At 66.4% G+C, this 25708-nt stretch carries 19 protein-coding genes; 6 read left to right on the top strand and 13 right to left on the bottom strand.

Annotated features, from left to right (window positions below):
• Positions 1 to 108: 108 nt before the first annotated feature.
• Positions 109 to 4005 carry a phosphoribosylformylglycinamidine synthase gene (gene purL / locus ACFPU0_RS00790; protein WP_377690886.1) on the bottom strand — a complete coding sequence of 1299 codons (3897 nt, stop codon included), beginning with the start codon at positions 4003 to 4005 and terminating at the stop codon, positions 109 to 111.
• Positions 4006 to 4171: 166 nt separating this feature from the next.
• Between purL and mltF the strand changes: the two genes are divergently transcribed.
• Entirely contained in the window at positions 4172 to 5632 is a 1461-nt protein-coding gene (mltF, locus tag ACFPU0_RS00785) for a membrane-bound lytic murein transglycosylase MltF (protein ID WP_377690885.1), read from the top strand.
• 203 nt (positions 5633 to 5835) lie between these two features.
• Here the strand turns inward: mltF and tadA are convergent, their stop codons facing one another.
• Both tadA and ACFPU0_RS00775 read right to left on the bottom strand, forming a co-directional pair.
• On the bottom strand, positions 5836 to 6333 hold the full coding sequence (tadA, locus tag ACFPU0_RS00780; RefSeq protein ID WP_377690884.1) for a tRNA adenosine(34) deaminase TadA: 498 nt from the start codon (positions 6331 to 6333) through the stop codon (positions 5836 to 5838).
• Positions 6334 to 6340: 7 nt separating this feature from the next.
• Complete coding sequence (locus ACFPU0_RS00775; RefSeq protein ID WP_377690883.1) at positions 6341 to 7705, bottom strand: multicopper oxidase family protein; 1365 nt, start codon at positions 7703 to 7705, stop codon at positions 6341 to 6343.
• Between the two features lie 215 nt (positions 7706 to 7920).
• Here ACFPU0_RS00775 and ACFPU0_RS00770 point away from each other — a divergent pair, with 215 nt between their 5' ends.
• Positions 7921 to 8571: an intradiol ring-cleavage dioxygenase gene (locus ACFPU0_RS00770; RefSeq protein ID WP_377690882.1), complete on the top strand. Its 651-nt coding sequence runs from the start codon at positions 7921 to 7923 to the stop codon at positions 8569 to 8571.
• Positions 8572 to 8765: 194 nt separating this feature from the next.
• Here the strand turns inward: ACFPU0_RS00770 and guaA are convergent, their stop codons facing one another.
• The 3 genes from guaA to ACFPU0_RS00755 all read right to left on the bottom strand — a co-directional run bounded on the left by guaA (position 8766) and on the right by ACFPU0_RS00755 (position 12653).
• The gene (gene guaA, locus ACFPU0_RS00765) at positions 8766 to 10346 is read right to left on the bottom strand and encodes a glutamine-hydrolyzing GMP synthase (RefSeq protein WP_377690881.1); all 1581 of its coding nucleotides are present in this window, start codon (positions 10344 to 10346) and stop codon (positions 8766 to 8768) included.
• 113 nt (positions 10347 to 10459) lie between these two features.
• Positions 10460 to 11929 (bottom strand): IMP dehydrogenase, encoded by a 1470-nt coding sequence (gene guaB, locus ACFPU0_RS00760; protein ID WP_377690880.1) that lies wholly within the window; start codon positions 11927 to 11929, stop codon positions 10460 to 10462.
• 172 nt (positions 11930 to 12101) lie between these two features.
• Positions 12102 to 12653, bottom strand: a complete 552-nt coding sequence (locus ACFPU0_RS00755; RefSeq protein ID WP_377690879.1) for a sugar ABC transporter ATPase — start codon at positions 12651 to 12653, stop codon at positions 12102 to 12104.
• 99 nt (positions 12654 to 12752) lie between these two features.
• On the opposite strand from ACFPU0_RS00755, the gene xseA reads away from it, so the two are divergent.
• The 4 genes from xseA (at position 12753) to leuA (ending at position 18337) form a co-directional block, all read left to right on the top strand.
• Positions 12753 to 14132 (top strand): exodeoxyribonuclease VII large subunit, encoded by a 1380-nt coding sequence (gene xseA / locus ACFPU0_RS00750; protein WP_377690878.1) that lies wholly within the window; start codon positions 12753 to 12755, stop codon positions 14130 to 14132.
• 2 nt (positions 14133 to 14134) lie between these two features.
• Entirely contained in the window at positions 14135 to 14956 is an 822-nt protein-coding gene (locus ACFPU0_RS00745; RefSeq protein ID WP_377690877.1) for a peptidoglycan DD-metalloendopeptidase family protein, read from the top strand.
• A 111-nt stretch (positions 14957 to 15067) separates the two neighbouring features.
• Entirely contained in the window at positions 15068 to 16312 is a 1245-nt protein-coding gene (locus ACFPU0_RS00740; RefSeq protein ID WP_377690876.1) for a mechanosensitive ion channel family protein, read from the top strand.
• A 354-nt stretch (positions 16313 to 16666) separates the two neighbouring features.
• Positions 16667 to 18337 carry a 2-isopropylmalate synthase gene (gene leuA / locus ACFPU0_RS00735; protein ID WP_377690875.1) on the top strand — a complete coding sequence of 557 codons (1671 nt, stop codon included), beginning with the start codon at positions 16667 to 16669 and terminating at the stop codon, positions 18335 to 18337.
• Between the two features lie 164 nt (positions 18338 to 18501).
• Here the strand turns inward: leuA and ACFPU0_RS00730 are convergent, their stop codons facing one another.
• The 7 genes from ACFPU0_RS00730 to hisS all read right to left on the bottom strand — a co-directional run bounded on the left by ACFPU0_RS00730 (position 18502) and on the right by hisS (position 25701).
• The gene (locus ACFPU0_RS00730) at positions 18502 to 18867 is read right to left on the bottom strand and encodes a winged helix-turn-helix transcriptional regulator (protein ID WP_377690874.1); all 366 of its coding nucleotides are present in this window, start codon (positions 18865 to 18867) and stop codon (positions 18502 to 18504) included.
• 15 nt (positions 18868 to 18882) lie between these two features.
• On the bottom strand, positions 18883 to 19677 hold the full coding sequence (locus tag ACFPU0_RS00725) for an amidohydrolase (RefSeq protein ID WP_377690873.1): 795 nt from the start codon (positions 19675 to 19677) through the stop codon (positions 18883 to 18885).
• Positions 19665 to 20813, bottom strand: coding sequence for a pyridoxal phosphate-dependent aminotransferase (locus ACFPU0_RS00720; protein WP_377690872.1), 1149 nt, complete (start codon positions 20811 to 20813; stop codon positions 19665 to 19667). Before ACFPU0_RS00720 ends, ACFPU0_RS00725 begins: the two co-directional genes overlap by 13 nt.
• A 227-nt stretch (positions 20814 to 21040) precedes the next feature.
• Positions 21041 to 22519, bottom strand: a complete 1479-nt coding sequence (gene der / locus ACFPU0_RS00715) for a ribosome biogenesis GTPase Der (protein WP_377690871.1) — start codon at positions 22517 to 22519, stop codon at positions 21041 to 21043.
• Positions 22520 to 22597: 78 nt separating this feature from the next.
• Positions 22598 to 23740 (bottom strand): outer membrane protein assembly factor BamB, encoded by a 1143-nt coding sequence (gene bamB / locus ACFPU0_RS00710; protein WP_377690870.1) that lies wholly within the window; start codon positions 23738 to 23740, stop codon positions 22598 to 22600.
• A 1-nt stretch (position 23741) separates the two neighbouring features.
• Entirely contained in the window at positions 23742 to 24380 is a 639-nt protein-coding gene (locus ACFPU0_RS00705; RefSeq protein WP_377690869.1) for a YfgM family protein, read from the bottom strand.
• A gap of 31 nt (positions 24381 to 24411) precedes the next feature.
• A complete protein-coding gene (gene hisS / locus ACFPU0_RS00700) occupies positions 24412 to 25701 on the bottom strand; it encodes a histidine--tRNA ligase (protein WP_377690868.1) in 1290 nt (429 codons plus the stop codon).
• Positions 25702 to 25708 lie beyond the last annotated feature (7 nt).

Genomic DNA, 25708 nt, shown 5'->3' with positions numbered 1-25708 from the left:
AGATGGCCTTCGGCCTGGGGAAGTCGGAGTCGGATGGGAGCACCCTCTCCCGCCCTTCGGGCACCCTCTCCCAGAGGGAGAGGGTCATCAGATGGCCTTCGGCCGCTTTTAATCCACCCAGACGCGGGCGTTGCGGAACATGCGCATCCAGCCGGCGTCTTCCTGCCACTCGTCCGGGCGCCAGGAGTTCTGCACGGCACGGAACACGCGCTCCGGGTGCGGCATCATGATGGTCACGCGACCGTCGCGGCTGGAGAGGCCGGTGATGCCACGGGGCGAGCCGTTGGGGTTGGCCGGGTAGGTCTCGGTGACCTTGCCGTGGTTGTCGACGAAGCGCATGGCCACGCAGCCAGACAGGTCGGCTTCGAGCAGGGCTTCCTCGCTTTCGAACTCGGCATGGCCTTCGCCGTGGGCGATGGCGATGGGCATGCGCGAACCGGCCATGCCACGCAGGAAGATCGAGGACGATTCCTGCACCTGGACCATGGCCACGCGGGCCTCGAACTGTTCCGAGCGGTTGCGCACGAAGTGCGGCCAGAACTCGGTGCCGGGGATCAGCTCGTGCAGGTTGGACATCATCTGGCAACCGTTGCACACGCCGAGGGCGAAGCTGTCCTTGCGCTCGAAGAAGGCCTGGAAGCCGTCGCGGGCACGGGTGTTGAAGAGGATGGACTTGGCCCAGCCTTCACCGGCACCGAGCACGTCGCCGTAGGAGAAGCCGCCGCAGGCCACCAGGCCCTTGAAGTCTTCCAGGCTGACGCGGCCGGCGAGGATGTCGCTCATGTGCACGTCGATGGCGGCGAAGCCGGCGCGGTCGAAGGCCGCGGCCATTTCCACCTGGCCGTTGACGCCCTGCTCGCGGAGGATCGCCACCTGCGGACGCACGCCCTTCCTGATGTAGGGCGCGGCGATGTCCTGGTTGACGTCGAAGGCGAGCTTGGTCGACAGGCCGGGGTTGTCTTCCTCCAGCAGGCCGTCGAATTCCTGGTCGGCGCAGTCGGCGTTGTCGCGCAGGCGCTGGATCTGGTAGCTGGTTTCGGCCCACTGGCGCTGCAGCAGGCGGCGTTCGCCGCCGAACACGGCTTCGCCGTTGAAGCTGATGGCAACGTTGGCACCGTTGACCGGCTGGCCGATCACCGCCACGCAGTCGCCGAGGCCGGCGGCGCTGAACTGCGCCAGCACTTCCGGGGTGGCGTCCTGGCGCACCTGGATCACCGCGCCCAGTTCTTCGTTGAACAGCACGGCGGCCAGCTCTTCACGGTCGTCGGCCAGGGCGTCGAGGTAGAGGTCCAGGCCGCAGTGGCCGGCAAAGGCCATTTCCAGCACGGTGGCCAGCAGGCCGCCGTCGGAGCGGTCGTGGTAGGCCAGCAGGTGGCCGTCGGCGTTCAGGCCCTGGATCACGGCGAAGAAGGCCTTGAGGTCTTCGGCGTCGTCGACGTCCGGCACCTGCTGGCCGAGCTTGCTGTAGACCTGGGCGAGGATGGAGCCGCCCAGGCGGTTCTGGCCACGGCCGAGGTCCACCAGGATCAGGTCGGTCTCGCCCTTGTCCAGGCGCAGCTGCGGGGTCAGGGTCTGGCGCACGTCCTGCACCGGGGCGAAGCCGGTGACGATCAGCGACAGCGGCGAGGTGACGGACTTGTCCACACCCTCGTCCTGCCAGCGGGTCTTCATGGACATGGAGTCCTTGCCCACCGGGATGGTGATGCCCAGCGCCGGGCACAGCTCCATGCCCACGGCCTTGACCGTGTCGTACAGGCGCGCGTCCTCGCCGGGGTGGCCGGCGGCGGCCATCCAGTTGGCGGAGAGCTTGATATCGGAAAGCTTCTCGATCTTCGAGGCGGCCAGGTTGGTGATGGTCTCGCCGATGGCCATGCGGCCGGAGGCCGGGGCGTTCAGCAGGGCCAGCGGGGTGCGCTCGCCCATGGCCATGGCTTCGCCGGTATAGACGTCGAAGCTGGTGGCGGTGACGGCGCAGTCGGCCACCGGTACCTGCCAGGGGCCGACCATCTGGTCGCGGGCCACCAGGCCGGTGATGGTGCGGTCGCCGATGGTGATCAGGAAGCTCTTGCTGGCCACGGCCGGGTGGCGCAGCACGCGGCCCACGGCGTCGTCGAAGTCCAGGCCGGCGGCGGCGAAGTCATCGCCCAGCTCGGCCTCGCGGGCGACCGAACGGTGCATGCGCGGCGGCTTGCCGAGCAGGACCTCGAGCGGCATGTCCACCGCTTTGTTGCCGAAGTGGCTGTCGTTCACCGTCAGGTGACGCTCCAGGGTGGCCTCGCCGACCACGGCGAACGGGCAGCGCTCACGCTCGCAGATGGCCTTGAAGCGCTCGAAGTCGGCGGCGTCCACGGAGAGCACATAGCGCTCCTGGGACTCGTTGCACCAGATTTCCAGCGGGCTCATGCCCGGCTCGTCGTTGGGCACGGCGCGCAGTTCGAAGCGGCCGCCGCGGCCACCGTCGTTGATCAGTTCCGGCAGGGCGTTGGAGATGCCGCCGGCACCCACGTCGTGGATGAATTTGATGGGGTTTTCCGAACCCAGCTGCCAGCAACGGTCGATCACTTCCTGGCAACGGCGCTCCATTTCCGGGTTGTCGCGCTGTACCGAGGCGAAATCCAGGTCGGCGGAGCTGGCACCGGTGGCCATGGAGGAGGCGGCGCCGCCGCCCAGGCCGATGAGCATGGCCGGGCCGCCGAGGACGATCAGCTTGGCGCCGACCGAGATCTCGCCCTTCTGCACGTGCTCGGCGCGGATGTTGCCCATGCCGCCGGCAAGCATGATCGGCTTGTGGTAGCCGCGTACTTCTTCGCCGTGGGGGGTGTCGATGGCTTGTTCGAAGGTACGGAAGTAGCCGGTCAGGGCCGGACGGCCGAACTCGTTGTTGAACGCGGCGCCGCCCAGCGGGCCTTCGATCATGATGTCCAGCGGGGTGACGATGCGCTCGGGCTTGCCGTAGGGCTTCTCCCAGGGCTGCTCGAAACCGGGGATCTGCAGGTTGGAGACGGTGAAACCGGTCAGGCCCGCCTTGGGCTTGGCACCGCGGCCGGTGGCGCCTTCGTCGCGGATCTCGCCGCCGGAACCGGTGGAGGCGCCGGGGAAGGGGGCGATGGCGGTCGGGTGGTTGTGGGTTTCCACCTTCATCAGGATGTGCACGGGCTCCTGGGTCGCGCCGTACTGGCGGGTCGCCGGGTCCGGGAAGAAGCGGCCGGCGGTGAAGCCCTCGATGACCGAGGCGTTGTCCTTGTAGGCGGACAGCACGCCCTCGCGGTGCATCTCGTAGGTGTTCTTGATCATGCCGAACAGGCTCTTCTCCTGCGCCTGGCCGTCGATGTCCCAGCTGGCGTTGAAGATCTTGTGGCGGCAGTGCTCGGAGTTCGCCTGGGCGAACATCATCAGCTCGACGTCGTGGGGGTTGCGGCCCAGTTCGACAAAGCTCTTCACCAGGTAATCGATCTCGTCCTCGGCAAGCGCCAGGCCGAGCTCGACGTTGGCCTTCTCCAGCGCGGCGCGGCCGCCACCGAGGATGTCGACGACGGTCAGCGGCTTGGGCTGGGCATGGCTGAACAGGCCGGCGGCCTCTTCCTGGCCGGCCAGCACCAGCTGGGTCATGCGGTCATGCAGGACGCTGGCGATCAGTTGCGCGTCGGCCTCGCCGATCTCGCCGGCCACGTAGTAGGCGATACCGCGCTCGATGCGCTCGATCTTGGCCAGGCCGCAGTTGCGGGCGATGTCGGTGGCCTTGCTCGACCAGGGCGAGATGGTGCCGAAGCGCGGCACCACCAGGAACAGGCGGCCGCTGGGCTCCTGCACCGGGACGCTGGGGCCGTACTTGAGCAGGCGGGCCAGGACTTGCTCTTCCTCCCCGCCGAGTACGCCAGTCACCTCGGCGAAGTGGGTGAACTCGGCGTAGAGTCCGCTGACGGCGGGGACCTTCTGGGTCAGTTGCTCGAGCAGTTTGCCGTGGCGAAAGGCGGAAAGGGCGGGAGCACCGCGCAGGATCAACATCTTCGTGACAGCCTCTGGGGAAGGGGTGTGCTTGGAGGCCGTGCATTCTAGCGCAAAGCGCCGCTTTCCGGCACCTCTGAAGGCGCCTCGCGTCGCCAGGCAGCTAGCAGAGAAGATGCCCACTGTCGAGATATGGCGCCCGCCAGGCTTTGCGTATACTCCGTGGATGCTAAATCAACACGTGTTCGGCACACGTCGGGCTTTCTGGGCCCTGGCTACCGGATTCTTCCTGATGCTCGTCGGCTGCAAGCAGCCCACCACCCTCGAGCGCGTTCAGGAGGAGGGCGTGCTACGCGTGATCACCCGCAACAGCCCGGCCACCTACTTCGAGGACCGCAACGGCGAAACCGGCTTCGAGTACGAACTGGTCAAGCGCTTCGCCGATGACCTGGGCGTGGAACTCAAGATCGAGACCGCCGACAAGCTGGACGACGTCTTCTTCCGCCTCGGCCAGGCCAATGGCCCGGTGCTGGCCGCCGCCGGCCTGGTGGCGAGCCCGGCGCGCAAGGATGAGGTGCGTTTCTCCCATTCCTACCTGGACGTCACCCCCCAGGTCATCTACCGCAACGGCGAACGCCGCCCTACCCGTCCCGAGGACCTGGTGGGCCGGCGCATCATGGTGCTCAAGGGCAGCAGCCACGCCGAACAGCTGGCGGCGCTGAAAGCCACCCTGCCGGGCCTGAAGTACGAGGAATCCGACGAAGTGGAAATGGTCGACCTGCTGCGCATGGTCGACGAAGGGCAGATCGACCTGACCCTGGTGGACTCCAACGAACTGGCGATGAACCAGGTCTACTTCCCCAACGTGCGCGTGGCCTTCGACCTGGGCGACGCCACCAGCCTGGCCTGGGCCATGGCGCCGGGGGAGGACGACAGCCTGTACGACGAGGTCAACGCCTTCCTCGACAAGGCGCGCAAGGACGGCACGCTGCAGCGCCTGAAGGACCGCTACTACGGCCACGTCGACGTACTGGGCTATGTCGGCGCCTACACCTTCGCCAAGCACCTGCAGCAGCGCCTGCCCAAGTACGAGCAGCACTTCCGCCAGGCTTCGCAGAAGAACGAGGTGGACTGGCGCCTGCTGGCGGCCATCGGCTACCAGGAATCCCTCTGGCAACCCAGCGCCACCTCCAAGACCGGCGTGCGCGGGCTGATGATGCTCACCGAGGGCACGGCCAAGGCCATGGGGGTGTCCAACCGGCTTAACGCCAGGCAGAGCATCCACGGCGGCGGCAAGTACTTCACCATGATCAAGGACGGCCTCTCCGACGACCTCAAGGAGCCGGACCGCACCTGGTTCGCCCTGGCGGCCTACAACATCGGCATCGCCCACCTCAGCGATGCGCGCAAGCTGGCCGAGGCCGAGGGCCTGAACCCGAACAAGTGGCTGGACGTGAAGAAGATGCTGCCGCGCCTGTCGCAGAAGCAGTGGTACCGCAAGACCCGCTACGGCTACGCCCGTGGCGGCGAGACCGTGCACTTCGTGCAGAACATCCGCCGCTACTACGACATCCTCACCTGGGTGACCCAGCCGCAGATGGAAGGCAGCCAGTTGGCGGAGAACGCCACCCACCTCCCCGGGGTGAACAAGACCCGGCCCACCGAGCAGCAGGACGAGAAGCTCTGAGGCCCTCCCCCGGGCACTGCCTTCCGTAGCTTCGGTGGAAATCCGCCACGCGGATTTCCACCCTACGCACGGCTCCTCCGTAGGGTGGACCACGCTTTTCCGCTCCACCAACGGTGTCAGGCGGAGCGCCGAATGGTGGATGGAAGAGCGCCATCCACCCTACGGGGACTGCGGAGTTCGAAGGTTGAACCACGGCATCAGCGCTACGAATCTGCGTCCTTGCGCGCCGCGCGGCGGGCCTGGAAGAAGCCGGAGAGCAGTTCGCTGCACGCCTGCGCCAGCACCCCGCCCTCCACCAGCACCCGGTGGTTGAGGAACTCCTGGCTGAAAAACTGTCCCCGGCTGACCACCACGCCGGCCTTGGGCTCGGTGGCACCGTAGACCACGCGGGTGATCCGCGAATGGACGATGAGCCCCGCGCACATGCTGCAGGGCTCCAGGGTCACATAGAGGGTGCTGCCCACCAGGCGGTAGTTCTCCAGCCGGCTGGCGGCATCGCGCACCGCCACCATCTCGGCATGGGCGCTGGGATCGTGGCCGGAGATGGGGCAGTTGAAGCCGCGTCCGACGATTTCGCCGTCCTTGACCAGCACCGCCCCCACCGGCACCTCGCCCAGCTCCGCGCCCTGGCGGGCGAGTTCGAGGGCTTCGCGCATGAAGTGTTCGTCGCGGCTGCGGTCGATGATCTGGGGTTGGCGCATGGTCGGCTCAGGCAACCTCGATGGCGGCCATCAGGCCGGTTTCCATGTGGTCGATGACGTGGCAGTGGAACATCCAGACCCCCGGGTTATCCGCCACCAGCGCAATGCGCGCGGTCTCGTTCTTGCCCAGCAGGTAGGTGTCGGTGAAGTAGGGAACGATGCTCTTGCGATCCGAATCCAGCACCTTGAAGGCCATGCCGTGCAGGTGGACGGGGTGTAGGTACTGGGCCATGTTACGCAGCTCGAAGATGTAGTGGCCGGCCTTCCTCAGCTTGGCGATGGGCCGGTCGGCGCAGGTCTTGTCGTTGATGTCCCAGGCCTTGCCGTTGATCTGCCAATAGTTGCTCGGCCGCCCGGCGGCACTGGCCAGGGTGGCCGCCCATTCGAAGTTGAAGCGCAGCACCTGGGCCTTTTCCAGGTCGGGTTCGGGCACCGGGTTGGCCGGCAGCGGCGCCGGCCAGTCGCCGGGGGCGTCGCTGCTGGCCACGCTCTTCAGGGTCGCCAGGCGCAGCGGGCCGTTGCGCAGCGGCAGCTCGGTGCCTGCCGCCGGCACCTTGAGCGCCAGTTCGATGCGCATGCCCGGGCCGAGCCAGTATTCCTTGCCCAGCTCGCGGGGTTGGATGGGATGACCGTCGAGCGCATAAATGCGCACCTCGGCCCCCGGCAGGTTGAGCCGGTAGGTAACGGTGTTGTCCAGGTTCAGGAGGCGCAGGCGCACCACCTGGCCGGCGGGCAGCTCCAGGGTTGGCAGGGGTTTGCCGTTGATGGTGGTCAGGCGGCCACGGGTACCTTCCCGGGCGGCCTCACGGGGCACACTGAAGGCGGTAAAGGCACCGTCCTGATCCACGTGCCAGGTCTTCAGGCTGAGCACCTTCTCATGCCGGAACCCCGTGGGTTCGCGCTCCTCGACGATCAGCGGGCCGACCAGGCCGCGTCCCAGCTGGTGGGCGCTGGACAGGTGCGGGTGGTACCAGAAGCTGCCGGCATCGTCGGTCCTGAAGCGGTAGTCGAAATATTCGCCGGGCAGTACCGGCAGCTGCGAGACGTAGGGCACCCCATCCATTTCCAGCGGCACGCGGATGCCATGCCAGTGGATGGTGGTGGGTTCGTCGAGCTTGTTGATGAAGCGCACCCGCAGCCAGTCGCCCTGGCGCGAACGCAACTCCACCCCCGGTGCCTGGCCGCCATAGGCCCAGGCGGGCGTGCTGTGGCCGGCGACCAGTTCGAGGTCCAGCGGCGCGGCGATCAGCTCAAAGTCGTGGCTCTTGGCATCCAGGGGGCGGCCGAGCCAGTAGCGGGCGCCGCCGGCGCCGAGGCCGACCACACCGAGGCCCACCAGGCCACCGAGAATCTGTCTGCGAGTGAAGGACATGGGGTCAGGCTCCTCTGGGGAAGAACGGGGCTGTCCCATCGGCTAATCGAACCAGCCTCTGTCGGGCCGGCTTACGGGGCGCACAAGATACACCCGGGGGCTGTGAAAGATAAGTGAAAGCATCTGCATCGGCCGCGACCGATGGGCGCAGCCGACCTCCCCCGCCAGGCGTAGGATGGAAAGTCCTCACGGCTTTTCAGCAGAGGAGCGCCTTCATGCATCCCACCCGCCGCCAGATGATTCAGCTCTGTGTGGGTAGCCTGGTTGCGTTGCACTGGCCGCGATTCGGCCAGGCCGCCGCCAGCACCTGCCGCCTCAGCCCGGAACAGACCGCCGGGCCTTTCTACCTGGAGGACGCGCTGCTGCGACAGGACATCACCGATGGCCGGCCGGGCATCCCCCTTCGGCTGGAGTTCCAGGTGTTGCAACTGGACGGCTGCCGGCCCCTGGACGATGCCGCCCTGGAGGTCTGGCATTGCGATGCCGAGGGCGCCTACTCGGGCGTCGGCACCAACCAGGCGAGCCGCTTCCTGCGCGGCGTGCAGATCACCGACGGCGAGGGGCGCGCGGAATTTCGCAGCATCCTCCCGGGCAACTACCCGGGACGCACCAACCACGTCCACTTCAGGGTTCACCTGGGCGAGCGGGATATCCACACCGGCCAGCTGTACTTCCCCGAAGCCGTCATCCGCCCCGCCATGGCCCGGCCGCCCTATCTGCATCCGGGCGAGGACTGGACGCCCCTGGAGCAGGACTACATCTATCGCCGCCAGCACGGCGAACAGTCGATTGCCGACATGCGGGCGGATGGCGAGGGTTTCATCGCACGGCTGACGCTGGTGGTCGATACCCACGCGAATGCATAGGTCTGCAGGGGCGAATTCATTCGCCATGGGCAGCACAGCTGCCCCCTTTGCTCTTGCAGGGCAGGCCTTCGGCCTGCTTGGCGAATGAATTCGCCCCTGCAAAAAGTCCGCTCCGCAAGGAGCACCCAAAACAAAACCGGCCAGGCTTTTCAGGGCCTGGCCGGTCGTTCAACGCTCGCCCGAAAGCTTGCGCATCATTCCCACTCGATGGTCGCCGGCGGCTTGCTCGATACGTCGTAGGTGACGCGGGAGATGCCTTCGATCTCGTTGATGATGCGGTTGGAGACGGTCTCCAGCAGCTCGTAGGGCAGGTGCGCCCAGCGGGCGGTCATGAAGTCGATGGTTTCCACCGCGCGCAGGGCGACGACCCAGGCGTAGCGACGGCCGTCACCGACCACGCCGACGGACTTCACCGGCTGGAACACCACGAAGGCCTGGCTGGTCTTGTGGTACCACTCGGCCTTGTGCAGCTCTTCGATGAAGATGTGGTCGGCGCGACGCAGCAGGTCGGCGTATTCCTTCTTCACTTCGCCAAGGATGCGCACGCCCAGGCCCGGGCCGGGGAACGGATGGCGGTAGACCATGCTGTAGGGCAGGCCCAGTTCCAGGCCGATCTTGCGCACTTCGTCCTTGAACAGCTCGCGCAGCGGTTCCACCAGTTCGAACTGCATGTCTTCCGGCAGGCCGCCGACATTGTGGTGGGACTTGATCACATGGGCCTTGCCGGTCTTGGCGCCGGCCGACTCGATCACGTCGGGGTAGATGGTGCCCTGGGCAAGGAACCGGATGCCCTGCAGCTTGGTGGCTTCCTCATCGAAGACCTCGATGAAGGTGCGGCCGATGATCTTGCGCTTCTCTTCCGGATCGGCGACGCCTGCCAGGCGCGAGAGGAACTTGTCCTCGGCATTGGCGCGGACCACGCGCACGCCCATGTTCTCGGCGAACATGGCCATCACGTGGTCGCCCTCGTGCAGGCGCAGCAGGCCGTTGTCGACGAAGACGCAGGTCAGCTGGTCGCCGATGGCCTTGTGCAGCAGGGCCGCCACCACCGAGGAGTCTACGCCGCCGGACAAGCCCAGCAACACCTTGGACGAGCCCACCTGGGCGCGCACGGTGGCGATGGCGTCTTCGACGATGTTGGACGGGGTCCAGAGAGCCGCGCAGTGGCAGATCTCGAGGACGAAGCGCGAGAGGATGCGGCCGCCCTGCTTGGTGTGGGTCACTTCCGGGTGGAACTGCACGCCGTAGTAGCCGCGATGATCGTCGGCCATGGCGGCGATCGGGCAGCTCGGGGTGCTGGCCAGGATATGGAAGCCGGCGGGCAGGTCGGTGACCTTGTCGCCGTGGCTCATCCATACGTCGAGGCCGAGCACGCCGTCTTCGTCCACATGGTCTTCGATGCCGTCCAGCAGGCGCGCCTTGCCCACCACGTCGACGCGGGCGTAGCCGAACTCGCGCAGGTCGGAACCCTGCACCTGGCCGCCCAGTTGCTCGGCCATGGTCTGCATGCCGTAGCAGATGCCCAGCAACGGCACGTTGAGTTCGAACACGGCATGGGGCGCGCGCGGGCTGTTGGCCTCGTGCACCGACTCTGGGCCACCGGCGAGAATGATGCCGCGCGGGGCGAAGGCGCGGATCGCCTCGTTGTCCATGTCGAACGGGTGGATTTCGCAGTACACGCCGATCTCGCGCACGCGGCGGGCGATCAACTGGGTGTACTGGGAGCCGAAGTCGAGGATCAGGATGCGGTGGGCGTGGATATCTTGGTGAGCCATGAGCTTTCCTTCGGAAAGTGCTTGAAGCGGAAAGCCAGAAGCTGGAAGTAAAAGCCTGAAGTCATCGCTTCAGGCTTCCAGCTTCCAGCTTCCAGCACCTGTATGTAGGCCGATCAACCGACCCGGTAGTTGGGCGCTTCTTTCGTGATCTGCACGTCGTGGACGTGGGACTCGGCCATGCCGGCGCCGGTGATGCGCACGAACTGCGGCTTGGTGCGCATTTCTTCGACGGTGGAGCAACCGGTGTAGCCCATGGAGGCGCGCAGGCCGCCCATCAGCTGGTGGACGATGGCGGTGAGGGTGCCCTTGTAGGGAACACGGCCTTCGATGCCTTCCGGAACCAGCTTCTCGGCGCCGGCCGAGGAGTCCTGGAAGTAACGGTCGGACGAGCCCTGGGACTGGGACATGGCGCCCAGCGAACCCATGCCGCGGTAGGCCTTGTAGGAACGGCCCTGGAACAGCTCGACCTCGCCCGGAGCCTCTTCGGTACCGGCGAACATGGAGCCCATCATCACGCAGGAAGCGCCGGCCACGATGGCCTTGGACAGGTCGCCGGAGAAGCGGATGCCGCCGTCGGCGATCAGCGGGATACCCGAGCCGGCCAGGGCGGCAGCGACGTTGGCGATGGCGGAGATCTGCGGTACGCCGACACCGGCGACGATACGGGTGGTGCAGATGGAGCCCGGGCCGATACCGACCTTGACCGCGTCGGCGCCGGCTTCGGCCAGGGCCTTGGCAGCTTCGCCGGTGGCGATGTTGCCGCCGATCACCTGCACGTGCGGGAAGTTGTCCTTGACCCAGCGTACGCGCTCGATCACGCCCTTGGAGTGACCGTGGGCGGTGTCCACCACCACCACGTCGACGCCAGCGGCGACCAGTGCGGCAACGCGCTCGCCGGTGTCGGCGCCGGTGCCCACCGCCGCGCCTACGCGCAGGCGGCCCTGGTCATCCTTGGAGGCCAGCGGGTAGGTCTTGGCCTTCTCGATATCGCGGAAGGTCACCAGGCCGCGCAGGTAAAAGTTCTCGTCGACCACCAGCATCTTCTCGATGCGGTTTTCGTAGAGCTTGGCCTTCATCTCTTCCAGCGGGGTGCCTTCGCGGGCGGTGATCAGCTTGTCCTTGGGCGTCATGATCGCGGCGACGCTGTCGCCGACGTTCGGACGGAAGCGCAGGTCGCGGCCGGTGACGATGCCCACCAGCTCGCCCTCTTCCACCACCGGGAAGCCGGAGAAGCCGTACTCGCGGGCGATCTGCAGCAGCTCGATGATCTTGGTGGAGGGGGTGACGGTCACCGGATCGCGGACGATGGCGGTCTCATGGCGCTTGACCTTGCGCACCTCGGCAGCCTGCTGCTCGATGGTCATGTTCTTGTGGATGATGCCGATGCCGCCTTCCTGGGCCATGGCGATGGCCAGGCGGGCTTCGGTCACGGTATCCATCGCTGCGGATACCAGCGGGATGTTCAGTTCGATGCCGCGGGTCAGGCGGGTCTTGAGGCTGACATCCTTCGGCAGAATCTCGGAATAACCCGGGATCAGGAGAACGTCGTCGAAGGTCAGGGCTTCTTGGCTGATGCGCAGCATGGCGGGGGCTCCCAGGCGGGAAAATTGGAAGCGCGCCATTATAACGGGGCCACGGGCTTCGCTCAACGCAGCCGACGGGCTGCAGAGCCTTTCCCGTGAAAAAAACGTGCCAGGCCCGTCGGCTCCTGCAGAAATCCGTTGGCCAAAAGCCAGCTGAAACGCTCCCCAGGGCTCAACCGTTCGTCCGCACCTGCCGCACAGCGAAGCCCAGGCGCTCGCCAAAGGCATCGAGAAAACCCTGGGTGAAGGCCGTTTCACCCCAGCCGTTGAAGATGAAACCCAGGTTGGAAAAGCCGCAGGGCTGCAGGAAGAGGAAACCGTTGATGTCGTCCTCGAAGCCGCATTCCGGGCAGGTGAAGTTATCGGTGTGCCCCGGCCACCAGTCTTCCAGGCTCTCGAACAATGGCTCGCCGACCTCCTGGCGGCATTCCGGGCAGCCCGCTTCATTGAGAAAATCGCGCGTAGGCGTGTAGATGCAGCGCTTGTCCACCAGTTCGAGGCCGTTAACCTTCTGACCGAAGGGCAGGCGCCGCGGATGCTCCACCACTTGCCGCGCACCGGCGGCGATGGCGTAGGCCATGCGATTGCCGCGCAGGCCACAGGTGCTGGGCAGCGCCTCGACCACGTCGCGCTGGGCCAGCCAGCGCAGCATGCGCCCGGCCAGGACCTGGTGCCCGGGCACGCTGGATATCTGCGGCACTATGATCAACTGGCTCGATTCCATGTCGGACTCCTGCGGCGATGGAAGGGGCGCGCAGGTTAACCGCCCCCCCTCACCCGTCAACTATGGCGCATGGCGGCAAAGCCATTATCATCCCCGCCCATGATCAATGACCCCTTCCAGCGGCTCGGCCTCGATCGCGAGGTGCTGACCGTCAGCCAGCTCAACCAACGCGCCCGCCACCTGCTGGAGGACGTGTTCCCGCAGGTCTGGGTGGAAGGCGAGATTTCCAACCTCGCCCGCCCCGCCTCAGGCCACCTTTACTTCACCCTCAAGGACGCCCAGGCCCAGGTGCGCTGCGCCCTGTTCCGGCAGAACGCCCAGCGCGTGCGCCAGGCCCTGCGCGATGGCCTGGCCGTGCGGGTGCGCGGCAAGGTCTCGCTGTTCGAGGGCCGCGGCGACTACCAGCTGATCGCCGACGCCGTGGAGCCGGCCGGCGACGGCGCCCTGCGCCTGGCTTTCGAGGCGCTGAAGGAGAAGCTCGCCGCCGAGGGCCTGTTCTCCGCCGAACGCAAACGCCCGCTGCCGGCCCACCCGCAACGCATCGGCATCGTCAGCTCGCCCACCGGGGCGGTGATCCGCGACATCATCAGTGTGTTCCGCCGCCGCGCCCCCCAGGTCCGGCTGACCCTGGTGCCCACCGCCGTGCAGGGGCGCGAAGCCACCGCGCAGATCGTCCGAGCCCTGGCCCTGGCCGATGCCCAGGGTTTCGATGCGCTGATCCTGGCCAGGGGCGGTGGTTCCCTGGAAGACCTCTGGTGCTTCAACGAGGAAGCCGTGGCCCGTGCCGTGGCTGCCTGCCGCACACCCATCGTCAGCGCCGTGGGCCATGAGACGGATGTCTCCATCAGTGATTTCGTCGCCGACGTACGCGCCCCGACGCCCTCGGCGGCCGCCGAGCTGCTGGCGCCGGATGCCGGGGACCTGCAGCAGCGCCTCGACAGCCTGCACCGACGTTTGGTCCTGCGCCTGCAGGACCGCCTGATGCGCGAACGCCTGCGCCTGGATGGTCTGTTCCGGCGCCTGCGCCACCCCGGCGAGCGGCTGCGCCAGCAAGCCCAGCGCCTGGACGACCTGGACATGCGCCTGCGCCGCGCCTTCGAACGTCAGCAACAGGTGCGCCACGAGCGCCTGGCGCGCCTGGACACCCGCCTCGCCGCGCAGCATCCGGGGCGCACCCTGGCCCTGCTGCGGCAGAAGCTGGACGGCCTCGCCACCCGCTTGCCCCGCGCTGCCCGCGACGCCCTCAAGGATCGCCGCCAGCGCCTCGACGCCCTGGCCCAGACCCTGCACGTGGTCAGCCCCCTGGCCACCCTCGGGCGCGGCTACAGCATCCTCCTCGACGAACGCGGCCAGGCCATCCGCGCCGCCAGCCAGACGCGCCCCGGCCAGCGCCTCAAGGCCCGCCTGGGTGAAGGCGAACTGGACGTCCGCGTCGAAGACAATCACCTCACCCCCGTGAACCTTTCCCTGCTGGACTGACCATGCGCCTGCTCACCGCCCTGCTCCTCTGCCTCGCCCTCCCCGTCCACGCCGAAGGCTTCATCACCCGCCTGCTGAACAAGCCGGTGCCCGGCGGCGTGGCAGTGGTCCAGCTGGGCAGCGGCGCCCAGGCGCCGACCGCGCGCTTCCAGGGCAAGCCGGTACTGGTGGTGAAGGAAGAGGGCCGCGACTGGATCGCCATAGTCGGGATCCCCCTCGATACCAACGCCGGGCAACAGCGGATCGAGGTGAGCGACGGACGCCGCCTGGCCTTCAGCGTCGGCACGCGGACCTACCGCGAGCAGCGCATCAAACTGGCCAATACCCGCCAGGTGAACCCGCTGCCGGAAGACCTCGAGCGCATCGACCGCGAACTGGCCGAGCAGACCACCGCCTACCGCCGCTTCAGCCCCGGCACGCCGAGCAACCTGTTGTTCGACAAGCCGGTGGACGGCCCGCTGTCCAGCCCCTTCGGCCTGCGCCGCTTCTTCAATGGCGAAGAGCGCAATCCGCACTCCGGCCTGGACTTCGCGGTGGGTGCCGGCACCCCGATCAAGGCCCCGGCGGCGGGCAAGGTGATCCTCATCGGCGACTACTTCTTCAATGGCCGCACGGTATTCGTCGACCACGGCCAGGGCCTGATCAGCATGTTCTGCCACATGTCGAAGGTGGATGTGAAACTCGGCCAGCAGTTGCCCCGGGGCGGGGTGGTGGGCCGGGTCGGCGCCACCGGCCGCGCCACCGGGCCGCACATGCACTGGAACGTCAGCCTCAACGACGTGCGGGTGGACCCGGCCATTTTCATCGGCGCCTACAAGCCCTGATCCTACAGCCGCGCACAGGGCGCGGCCTTGGGTACACGGCAAGGGGTTTGCTAAGGTCCGTCGGTTCCGGGGTCAGCCCCAGCCAAGCCGATCCGTTACAGGGAGTAGCCCATGCATAGCGAAATCACCTCCTGGCTCGACTGGTTGCGGCAGCATGACGAGCTGCACACCATAGTCGCCTCCACTTTCCTGGTCCTGGTGGCCTGGCTGTCCAACTGGATAGTCAAGCGCATCCTGGTCCGCGGCCTGTTCCATGCCGCCGGCGTCATAGCCTACGGCCGCCACGCGCAGATTCCGGACCATGGCCTGGTCAAGCGCCTGGCCAACATAGTGCCGGCGCTGGTGCTGGCCGGCGGGGTAAAGGTCGTCCCCAACCTGCCGGACACCCTGGTGACGGTGGTGACCAACGTCTGCGCTGCCTTCATCATCCTGACCGTCGCCCTGGCCCTGAGCGCCACGCTGACCATCGCCAACGACCTCTACCAGCGCCGCGAAGACGCACACCTGAGGCCCATCAAGGGCTATCTGCAGGTGCTGAAGATCGCCATCTTCGCCATCGCCACCATCCTGATGATCGCCAGCCTGATCGACCGCTCGCCGCTGATCCTGCTCTCGGGTCTCGGCGCCATGGCCGCGGTGCTGATGCTGATCTTCCAGGACACCCTGCTGTCGCTGGTGGCCAGCGTGCAGATCACCTCCAGCGACATCATCCGCGTCGGCGACTGGGTGGAGATGCCGCAGCTCAACGCCGACGGCGACGTGATCGACATCGCCCTGCACACGGTCAAGGTGCAGAACTGGGACAAGACCATCACCACCATCCCCACCAAGCGCTTCATCACCGATTCCTTCAAGAACTGGCGCGGCATGCAGGAATCCGGCGGGCGACGGATCAAGCGCTGCCTCTACCTGGACCAGAACAGCGTGCGCTTCCTCAGCCAGGAAGACATCGCCCGCCTGCACGGCTTCCGGCTGCTGGACGGCTACCTCAAGGCCAAGGAAAGCGAGCTGCTCAGCTGGAACAGCCAGCTGGACGAGGCCCTCCGCCTGCCAGTCAACAGCCGCCAGCTGACCAACCTCGGCACCTTCCGCGCCTATGTGGAAAACTACCTGCGAGCGAACGCCGACATCCGTCAGGACATGACCCTGATGGTCCGCCAGCTGGCGCCCGGTGCCGACGGCCTGCCCCTGGAGCTGTACTGCTTCACCGCCACCACCGCCTGGTCTCGCTACGAGGCCATCCAGTCGGACATCTTCGACCACCTGCTGGCGATCCTCCCCGAGTTCGGCCTGCGGGTGTTCCAGCACCCCGGCGGCGCGGACATGCGCGCACTGCGCCTGCCAGCAGCGGAGTGACCAGCGAGCTGCCCGCGAATTGCCCGGCACGGGGCATTTCGCGGGCCGGCCACGGTCGCCGAAACCGAAAGCGCAATCAAATCGAGAAAACACCATAAGTTGCGCAATAACTTCCTTCACCGCACTTTATTGCGCTCTTTTTCACCATTTTTTCCGCGATGCTTGCCATATTCACTCACGATGAATAGGGTTAGCCCCTATGAAAACCGCACACACCCTCATCCTTCTGCGTCAACACGCCTGCCTGCGACTGGTCAGCCCACGACTGCGTGGCTGAAACCCGCCTCCGCCACACCTGCCGATTTCAATGCCTGGCCTTCCATCCAAAGGCCCGCAGTAAAAAGGATTTGCCCCATGAGCATGCTGAAAGACCCGTCCCGCAAGTACCGCGCATTCCCGGCCATCGACCTGCCGGACCGCACCTGGCCTTCGAAGACCATCACCGAAGTGCCGATCTGGTGCAGCTCCGACCTGCGCGACGGCAACCAGTCGCTGATCGAGCCGATGGACGCGCAGAAGAAGATGCGCTTCTTCAAGACGCTGGTGCAGGTGGGCCTGAAGGAAATCGAGGTAGCCTTCCCGTCCGCCTCGGATACCGATTTCAACTTCGTCCGCGAACTGATCGAAGGCGGCCATATCCCGGATGACGTGACCATCCAGGTGCTGACCCAGGCCCGCGAAGACCTGATCACCCGCACCTTCGAATCCCTGAAGGGTGCGAAGAAGGCCATCGTCCACGTCTACAATGCCACCGCGCCGTCCTTCCGCCGTATCGTCTTCAACCAGGACAAGGCCGGCGTGATCGACATCGCCGTGAAGGCGGCCACCCTGATCAAGGAACTGGCGGCCAAGCAGCCGGAAACCGACTGGACCTTCCAGTACTCCCCCGAAATCTTCAGCTCCACCGAGCTGGACTTCGCCGTGCAGGTCTGCGACGCCGTGATCGGCGTCTGGCAACCGACCCCGGAGAAGAAGATCATCCTCAACCTGCCGGCCACCGTGGAATGCGCCACGCCGAACGTGTACGCCGACCAGATCGAATGGTTCGGACGCCACATCAGCCGCCGCGACTCGGTGATCATCAGCCTGCACACCCACAATGACCGTGGCACCGGCGTCGCCGCCACCGAGCTGGGCCTGATGGCCGGCGCCGACCGCGTGGAAGGCTGCCTGTTCGGCAACGGCGAGCGCACCGGCAACGTCGACCTGGTGACCGTGGCGCTGAACATGTACACCCAGGGCCTGCACCCGCTGCTGGACTTCTCCGACATCGACGCCGTGCGCAAGGTGGTGGAAGAGTGCAACCAGCTGCCGGTCCACCCACGCCACCCCTACGTGGGCGACCTGGTGCACACCGCCTTCTCCGGCTCCCACCAGGACGCCATCCGCAAGGGCTTCGCCCAGCAGCAGGAAGATGCCCTGTGGGAAGTGCCCTACCTGCCGATCGACCCGGCCGACATCGGCCGCAGCTACGAGGCGGTAATCCGGGTGAACAGCCAGTCCGGCAAGGGCGGCATCACCTTCCTGCTGGAGCAGGAGTACGGCATCAGCCTGCCGCGCCGCATGCAGATCGAGTTCAGCCAGGTGGTGCAGAAGGAAACCGATCGCCTGGGCCTGGAAATGACCGCCCAGCAGATCTACCAGTTGCTGGACAGCGAATACCTGCAGGCCAGCAGTCCCTTCGCCCTGAAAGGCCATCGCCTGCAGGAAGAGAACGGCACCAGCGCCGTGGACATCGAAGTCCAGGTCAAGGGCGAGACCCAACACCTGCGCGGCATGGGCAAGGGCCCGCTGGAAGCCCTGGTGGCCAGCCTGCCGGTGAAGGTGGAGATCATGGACTACTCCGAACACGCCATCGGCGCCGGCACCAACGCCAAGGCCGCGGCCTACATCGAGCTGCGCGTAAACGGCGGCCGTGCGCTGCACGGTATCGGCATCGACGAGAACCTCACCACCGCCAGCTTCCGCGCCCTGTTCAGCGCCCTCAACCGCGCCCTGAGCCAGGCCGAGGCCGAAGCGGCCTGAGGCTGATGCCGCAAAGAAAAACCCTGCCATTCGGCGGGGTTTTCTTTTTTGAAGAGCTGGTGGATAGAAAAGCGCTATCCCCCTACATCCACCCTACATCCACTGGATGTCTACACGTAGGGTGGAAATCCGTGTGGCGGATTTCCACCACGTCGGCCTGGTTCCTACCCCTGCTGCTGCCAGTGGCACTTGCCCCAGGCGCACATGGAATCCAGCACCGGCTTGAGGCTGAGGCCATGCTCGGTCAGGCGGTATTCCACCCGCGGCGGCACCTCGGCGTAGACGGTGCGCGAGACGATGCCATCGCGCTCCAGCTCGCGCAGCTGCTGGGCCAGCATCTTCTCGGTGATGCCCGGCACCAGTCGCTTGAGCTCGGAAAAGCGCCGCGCTTCGGGCATCAGGTGGTAGACCAGCAGCGACTTCCACTTGCCGCCGATCACCGCCAGGGTGACTTCCACCGGCGTGTTGTAGACCTTCTCGCCCGCCACCAGCAGATTGCCCGCGGCCGGCAGCGGCTTGTGTTCGCTCATGCTCCTACCCCGCTCTCAGAGGTGCAGGTCGAAGCCATCCGCATCGCGCATCGCCGGGAATCGCTCGCGGTAGGCCGCCAATTGCGCAGCGGACAGACCGATGGAGAACACGCCATCGGCATCTCCGGCATCCAGCAGGCTTTCGCCCTGGAAATCCAGCACCTGGCTGTCGCCGCTGTAGGCGTAGCCCTTGCCGTCGGCACCCACCCGGTTCACCGCCGCCACGTAGCAGAGGTTCTCGATGGCGCGCGCCGGCAGCAGACGATTCCAGTGATGGCGGCGGGCGGCCGGCCAATTGGCGGTGTAGAGCAGCAGGTCGGTGTCATGGGGGTCGCGGCTCCACACCGGGAAGCGCAGGTCGTAGCAGATCAGCGGACGCACCCGCCAGCCCTTGACCTCGAACAGCGCCTGGGTCTCGCCGGGGGTGTAGTGCTTGTGCTCGCCGGCCATGCGGAACAGATGACGTTTGTCGTAGTGCAGCACCTCGCCGTCCGGCCGCGCCCAGAGCAGGCGATTGCGGTGGCTGCCGTCGGCGGCCTGGATGATCACGCTGCCGGTGATCACCGCATCCAGGCGCCGGGCCTGCCCGTGCAGCCAGGCGTGGGTCGGGCCCTGCTCGGGCTCGGCAAGGGCCTCCGAATCCATGGAGAAACCGGTGGTGAACATCTCCGGCAGGACGATCAGGTCGGCACCCTTGGCCTGCTCCAGCAGCGCTTCGAAATGAGCGTGGTTGGCGGCGCAGTCGTGCCAGGCCAGGGTGGTCTGCACCAGGGCCAGCTTGAGGTCGGGCAGCGTGGTCAGATCGCGCATAGTTTCTCCGCTGCCTGACGCAGCGTCTCCTCCCGTTTGGCGAAGCAGAAGCGCACCAGGCGCAGGTCCTTGGGCGCCTGCTGGTAGAACACCGAGACCGGGATGGCGGCTACGCCGTGCTCGCGGGTCAACCATTCAGACATGGCGACGTCGTCCAGGTCATCACGGATGGCGCTGTAGTCCACCAGCTGGAAATAGGTGCCGGCGGCGCGGGTGAACTGGAAGCGCGAGTCGGCCAGCAGGTCGCAGAACAGGTCGCGCTTGGCCTGGTAGAAGCCCGGCAGCTCGGCAAGGTGTTCCGGGTGGGCCGCCATGAAGTCGGCCAGCGCCCACTGCAGCGGGGTGACGCCGCAGAAGTTGACGTATTGGTGGACCTTGCGCAGCTCGGCGGACAGCGCCGGCGGCGCAACCACGTAGCCAGTCTTCCAGCCGGTGACGTGGTAGGTCTTGCCGAAGGAGCTGACCACGAAGGCGCGGGCATAGAGCTCATCATGGGCCAGCACGCTGACGTGGCCGACACCGTCGAACACCAGGTGTTCGTAGACCTCGTCCGACACCAGGTAGATGTCGCGGTCGCGGATCAGTTCGGCCAGCTGGTCCAGCTCGGCGCGGGAAATCAGCGCGCCGCTGGGGTTGTGCGGGCTGTTGAGGATGATCATGCGAGTGCGCGGGCTGAGGGCATCCCGCATCCGTTGCCAGTCGATGGAGAAGCCCGGCAGCGCAAGGGGCACATGCACGCAACGGCCGCCGGCCAGTTCCACCGAGGGCTCGTAGCTGTCGTAGCAGGGGTCGAGGACGATAACCTCGTCGCCGGAACGCACCACGGCCTGGATGGCGCAGAAGATGGCCTCGGTGGCGCCGGGGGTGATGGTCACCTCCGCGTCGGCGCTGACCTGGCGGCCGTAGAAGGCGGCCACCTTGGCCGCCACCTGCTCGCGCAGGGCCGGCAGGCCGGTCATCGGGGCGTACTGGTTGTGTCCGGCGGCGATGTGCTGGCCGACCGCCTCGCACAGGGCGGTCGGTGCGGAAAAGTCCGGGAAGCCCTGGGACAGGTTGATGGCGCCGACTTCGGCGGCGAGCTGGGACATGCGGGTGAAGATGGTGGTGCCGACGTTGGGCAACTTGCTGGTGATCATTGCAATCCGGCTGTTGGCGAATGGGAAAGGTGGCCCATAGCTTAAGCCTTGAGGGGGTTTCGCGACCACAGGAATACTCCTGTAGGAGCGAGCTCTGCTCGCGAAACGTTGTGCCTGCGCCATTCGCGAGCAGAGCTCGCTCCTACGAAAGAATGAATTCCGCCCAAAGTGAAGCCTTGGGAACGAAAAAGGGCGCCCGTGGGCGCCCTCCTCCATTCCAGCCGGTATCAGCGCTTCTTGTCGCGGCGCTTCTTCTCGGCCTTCTTGTGGTGCGACATGAGGCGGCGCTTCTTGTTCACCTGGCGCTCGGTCAGGGTGTTCTTCTTGCCCTCGTAGGGGTTCTCGCCGCCCTTGTACTCGATGCGGATCGGCGTGCCGACCAGCTTGAGCACGCGCCGGTAGGTGTTTTCCAGGTAGCGCGAGTAGGACTTGGGCACCGACTCCACCTGGTTGCCGTGGATCACGATCAGCGGCGGGTTGGCACCGCCCAGGTGGGCGTAGCGCAGCTTGATGCGGCGGCCGTTGACCAGCGGAGGCTGGTGCTCCTGCACCGCGTCCTCGAGGATCTGGGTCAGGCGACTGGTGGGCCAGCGGGTGATGGCCGAGCGGAAGGACTCCTGCACCGACTTGTACAGGTGACCGACGCCGGTGCCATGCAGCGCGGAGATGAAGTGGATGTCGGCGAAATCGACGAAGAACAGCCGGCGCTCCAGCTCGGTCTTCACGTAGTCGCGCTCGCCGGGCTCCATGCCGTCCCACTTGTTCAGGGCGATGACCAGCGCACGGCCGGTTTCCAGCACGAAGCCGAGCAGGTTGAGGTCATGCTCGACCACGCCTTCGCGGGCGTCCATCACGAAGATCACCACGTTGGCGTCCTGGATGGCCTGCAGGGTTTTCACCACGGAGAACTTTTCCACCGCCTCGAAGATCTTGCCGCGACGGCGCACGCCGGCGGTGTCGATCAGGGTGTACTTCTCTTCGTTGCGCTCGAAGGGAATGTAGATGCTGTCGCGGGTGGTGCCGGCCTGGTCATAGACGATCACCCGCTCCTCGCCGAGCATGCGGTTGACCAGGGTGGACTTGCCGACGTTGGGGCGGCCGATGATGGCGATCTTGATGCCGTCCTTTTCGCTCGGGCCGGGGATGCGCTTGGCCTCTTCGCCTTCGGCGACTTCCTCGGCCTCGGCGGCCTCTTCTTCATCGGCGCCGTCGTCACGGGGGAATTCACCCAGTGCAGCCTGGAGCATCTGGCTGATGCCACGGCCATGGGCGGCGGCGATCGGCAGGGCGTCGCCCAGGCCCAGGGGGCTGAACTCGGCACGAGCGATGTCCGGATCGACGGTATCGACCTTGTTGGCGACGAGGAAGCTGCGCTTGTTCCGCTTGCGCAGGTGCTCGGCGATCATCTGGTCGGCGGCGGTCATGCCGGCGCGGGAGTCGACCATGAACAGCACCGCATCGGCCTCCTCGATGGCCTGCAGGGACTGCTCGGCCATCTTGGCATCGATGCCTTCCTCGTCGCCGGAGATACCCCCGGTATCGATGACGATATAGGTGCGACCCTGCCACTTCGCCTCGCCGTACTGGCGGTCACGGGTCAGACCGGCGTATTCCGCGACAATCGCGTTGCGGGTCTTGGTCAGGCGGTTGAACAGGGTGGACTTGCCGACGTTGGGCCGACCCACCAGGGCGATTACGGGAACCATGAGGCTCTCCACTGGTTATTTCAGAAAACACAAAGGCCGCTGCCGTTTGACGACAGCGGCCACACATCAGCCTTGAGCTTAGCGGATGGTCAGGCCGACCAGCTTGCCGCCATTGCCATAGGCATACATCCATTCGCCGACCACCAGCGGACGGGCACGCAGGCCGTCGCCGTCGATCTTCGCACGGCCGACGAAATGGCCGTCCACCTGGCTCAGCAGGTGCAGGTAGCCTTCGAAGTCACCCACGGCCACGTAGCTGGAGAAGACTTCCGGAGCGGACAACTGGCGGCGGGCCAGGGCGTCGTTGCTCCACAGGGCGGAGGCGGAACGCTCATCCACGCCTTCCACGGTGCCATTGGCCAGGCTCACGTAGACGTTGCCAAAGCCCTGGGCGACGCCGGCGTAGCTGGACGCCTCGCGCTGCCAGAGCACGCGGCCGCTTTCCAGGTCCAGGGCGGCGACGCGGCCCTGATAGGTGACCAGGTAGAGGGTGCCGCCGGACAGCAGCAGGCCGCCGTCGATATCCACCACACGGTCCAGCTCGGAACGGCCCTGGGGCACGGCCACGCGCTGCTCCCAGACCGGAATGCCGCGCTGGATGTCCAGGGCGAGCACCTTGCCGGTGGAGAGGCCGGCCACGGCCAGGTTGTTGGTCACGATCGGCGCGCCGGTACCACGCAGGGTCAGCACCGCCGGGGTGTTCTCGTAGATCCAGCGCTGGTTGCCGGTGGCGGCGTCGAAGCCGAACAGGGTGTCGTTCTGGGTCTGCACCACCACCACGTCACCGTTGTTGGCCGGCGGGGCGAGCACTTCGCCGTTGACCCGCGCACGCCAGCGTTCCTCGCCGTTGCTCGCGTCCAGGGCGATGACTTCGCCCTTCAGGGTTCCCAGCATGACCAGGCCGTAGCCCACGCCCACCGCGCCGGAGACCGGCAGTTCGAGGTCCTGCTTCCAGATCACGTCGCCATTGAAGCGATTGATCGCCATGACCTCACCGTTGACGTCGGAAGCGTAGATGGTGTCGCCATCGATGGCGGGCACCAGCAGGTTGTAGCTCTCGCCCTGGCCATCGCCGATGGAGCGGCTCCAGCCCTTGTCCAGCTTCACTTCCTCGGTGATATCGGGCAGCTCGGCCGGCGGCAGTTCCTTCTTGCTGTTGCTGCTGCAGCCCACGGCCAGGATGGCCAGGGCCAGCACTGCGGCATTCTTCCAGCGCATCACGTCACGCGTCCCCTTTTGCCAGGTCGTCGAGCTTCATCTGCAGGCCGCCCACGGCGGCGTCCTCGGGCAGCGCGTCCTTCGCCTTCTGGTAGGCGGCATGCGCGTCATCGGTGCGGCCCAGCTGGACCAGCAGGTCACCCTTGAGTTCTTCGCGGCTGGCGAGGAAGGCCTTGTCGGCGTCGCCGTCCAGCAGCTTGAGGGCGTCCTCGACCTTGCCCTGGGCAGCCAGGACACGGGCCAGGCGCTGGCGGGCCAGCTCGCCCAGGGTCGCGTCGGCGGGCTTGTCGAGCACCGACTTGAGTTCCGCAGCGGCATCGTCCAGCTTGCCGGACTCGACCGCGACCTTGGCCACGAACAGGCTGCCGTACTGGGCGTAATGGGTGCCGCCGAAGTCGCTCTTCAGCTTGCCGGCAAGCTCCGCCACCTTGGCGGAATCGGGGGTACCGCTGGGGTTCAGCGCGGTCTCCAGCAGTTGCTGGTAGACGATGGACGCGCCCTGGGACTGGTTGGTCTGGTACTTCTGCCAGGCCTGCCAGCCGAAGACCACTACCAGCGCCAGTGCGCCGCCAGTGAGCATGGGTTTGCCGTTGCGCTGCCACCAGTCCCTGAACTGCGCAATCTGTTCTTCTTCAGTCTGCATGCTTAACCCCGTACTCCTGATCTTTGGATGCTCAAGCCCGCTTCAGGCAGGCTGCGAGATGCTCGGCCAGAGCATCCCAGGCAATGCTTTGTTGTTCGCTGTCGTCGCGCAGCGGCTTGCAACCTACCACGCGCTTGGCCAGTTCGTCGTCCCCCAGGATCAGTGCGTAACGGGCACCGCTCTTGTCAGCCTTCTTGAACTGGCTCTTGAAGCTGCCGCCCGCGGCGTTGACCAGCAGGCGCAGGCCCGGCAGCGCATCGCGCAGGCGTTCGGCCAGGGACAGCGCGGCCAGTTCGGCCGGCTCGCCAAAGGCACAGATGTAGAGATCGGCCGGGCTGTTCAGCTCTTCCGGCACCAGGCCCAGGGTTTCCAGCAGCAGCACCAGGCGCTCCACGCCCATGGCGAAGCCAACGCCCGGAGTCGGCTTGCCACCGAACTGGCTGACCAGGCCGTCGTAACGACCGCCGGCACAGACGGTGCCCTGGGCGCCGAGCTTGTCGGTCACCCACTCGAAGACGGTACGGCCGTAGTAGTCCAGACCGCGTACCAGCTTCTGGTTGATTTCGTAACGGATACCCACGGCGTCCAGGCGCGCCTTGAGGCCCTCGAAGTGGGCCAGGGACTCCTCATCCAGGTAGTCGTGCAGGGTCGGCGCGTCCACCAGCAGGGCCTGGGTGCCGCCGTTCTTGCTGTCGAGGATGCGCAGCGGGTTGGTGGTCAGGCGCCGCTGGCTGTCTTCGTCGAGCAGGTCGTAACGCTCCTGGAGGTAGGCCACCAGGGCGTCGCGGTAGCGGGCACGGGCCTCGCTGGAACCCAGGCTGTTGAGCTGCAGGGTGACGGAGTCGGCCAGGCCGAGTTTCTGCCACAGGCGCCAGGTCAGCACGATCAGCTCGGCATCGATGTCCGGCCCGGGCAGGTTGAAGACTTCCACACCGATCTGGTGGAACTGGCGGTAGCGCCCCTTCTGCGGCTTCTCGTAGCGGAACATGGGGCCGGCATACCAGAGCTTCTGCACCTGGCCGCCACCGATCAGGCCATGCTCGAGCATGGCGCGCACGCAACTCGCGGTGCCCTCGGGGCGCAGGGTCAGGGACTCTTCGTTGCGGTCGAGGAAGGTGTACATCTCCTTGTCGACCACGTCGGTGCCTTCGCCGATGCCGCGGGCGAAAAGCTCGGTGAACTCGAGGATCGGCAGGCGGATTTCCTGGTAGCCATAGCCATCCAGCAGCTCGGCGAGGGTGTTCTCCAGGTAACGCCAGGTGGGCGTCTGCTCCGGCAGGATGTCGTTCATGCCACGAATGGCTTGCAGGGTCTTGCTCACGAAGGTT

This window comes from Pseudomonas sp. GCM10022186, from assembly GCF_042656385.1.
Lineage (GTDB): Bacteria > Pseudomonadota > Gammaproteobacteria > Pseudomonadales > Pseudomonadaceae > Metapseudomonas.
This window is presented reverse-complemented; position numbering and strand designations above follow the sequence as displayed.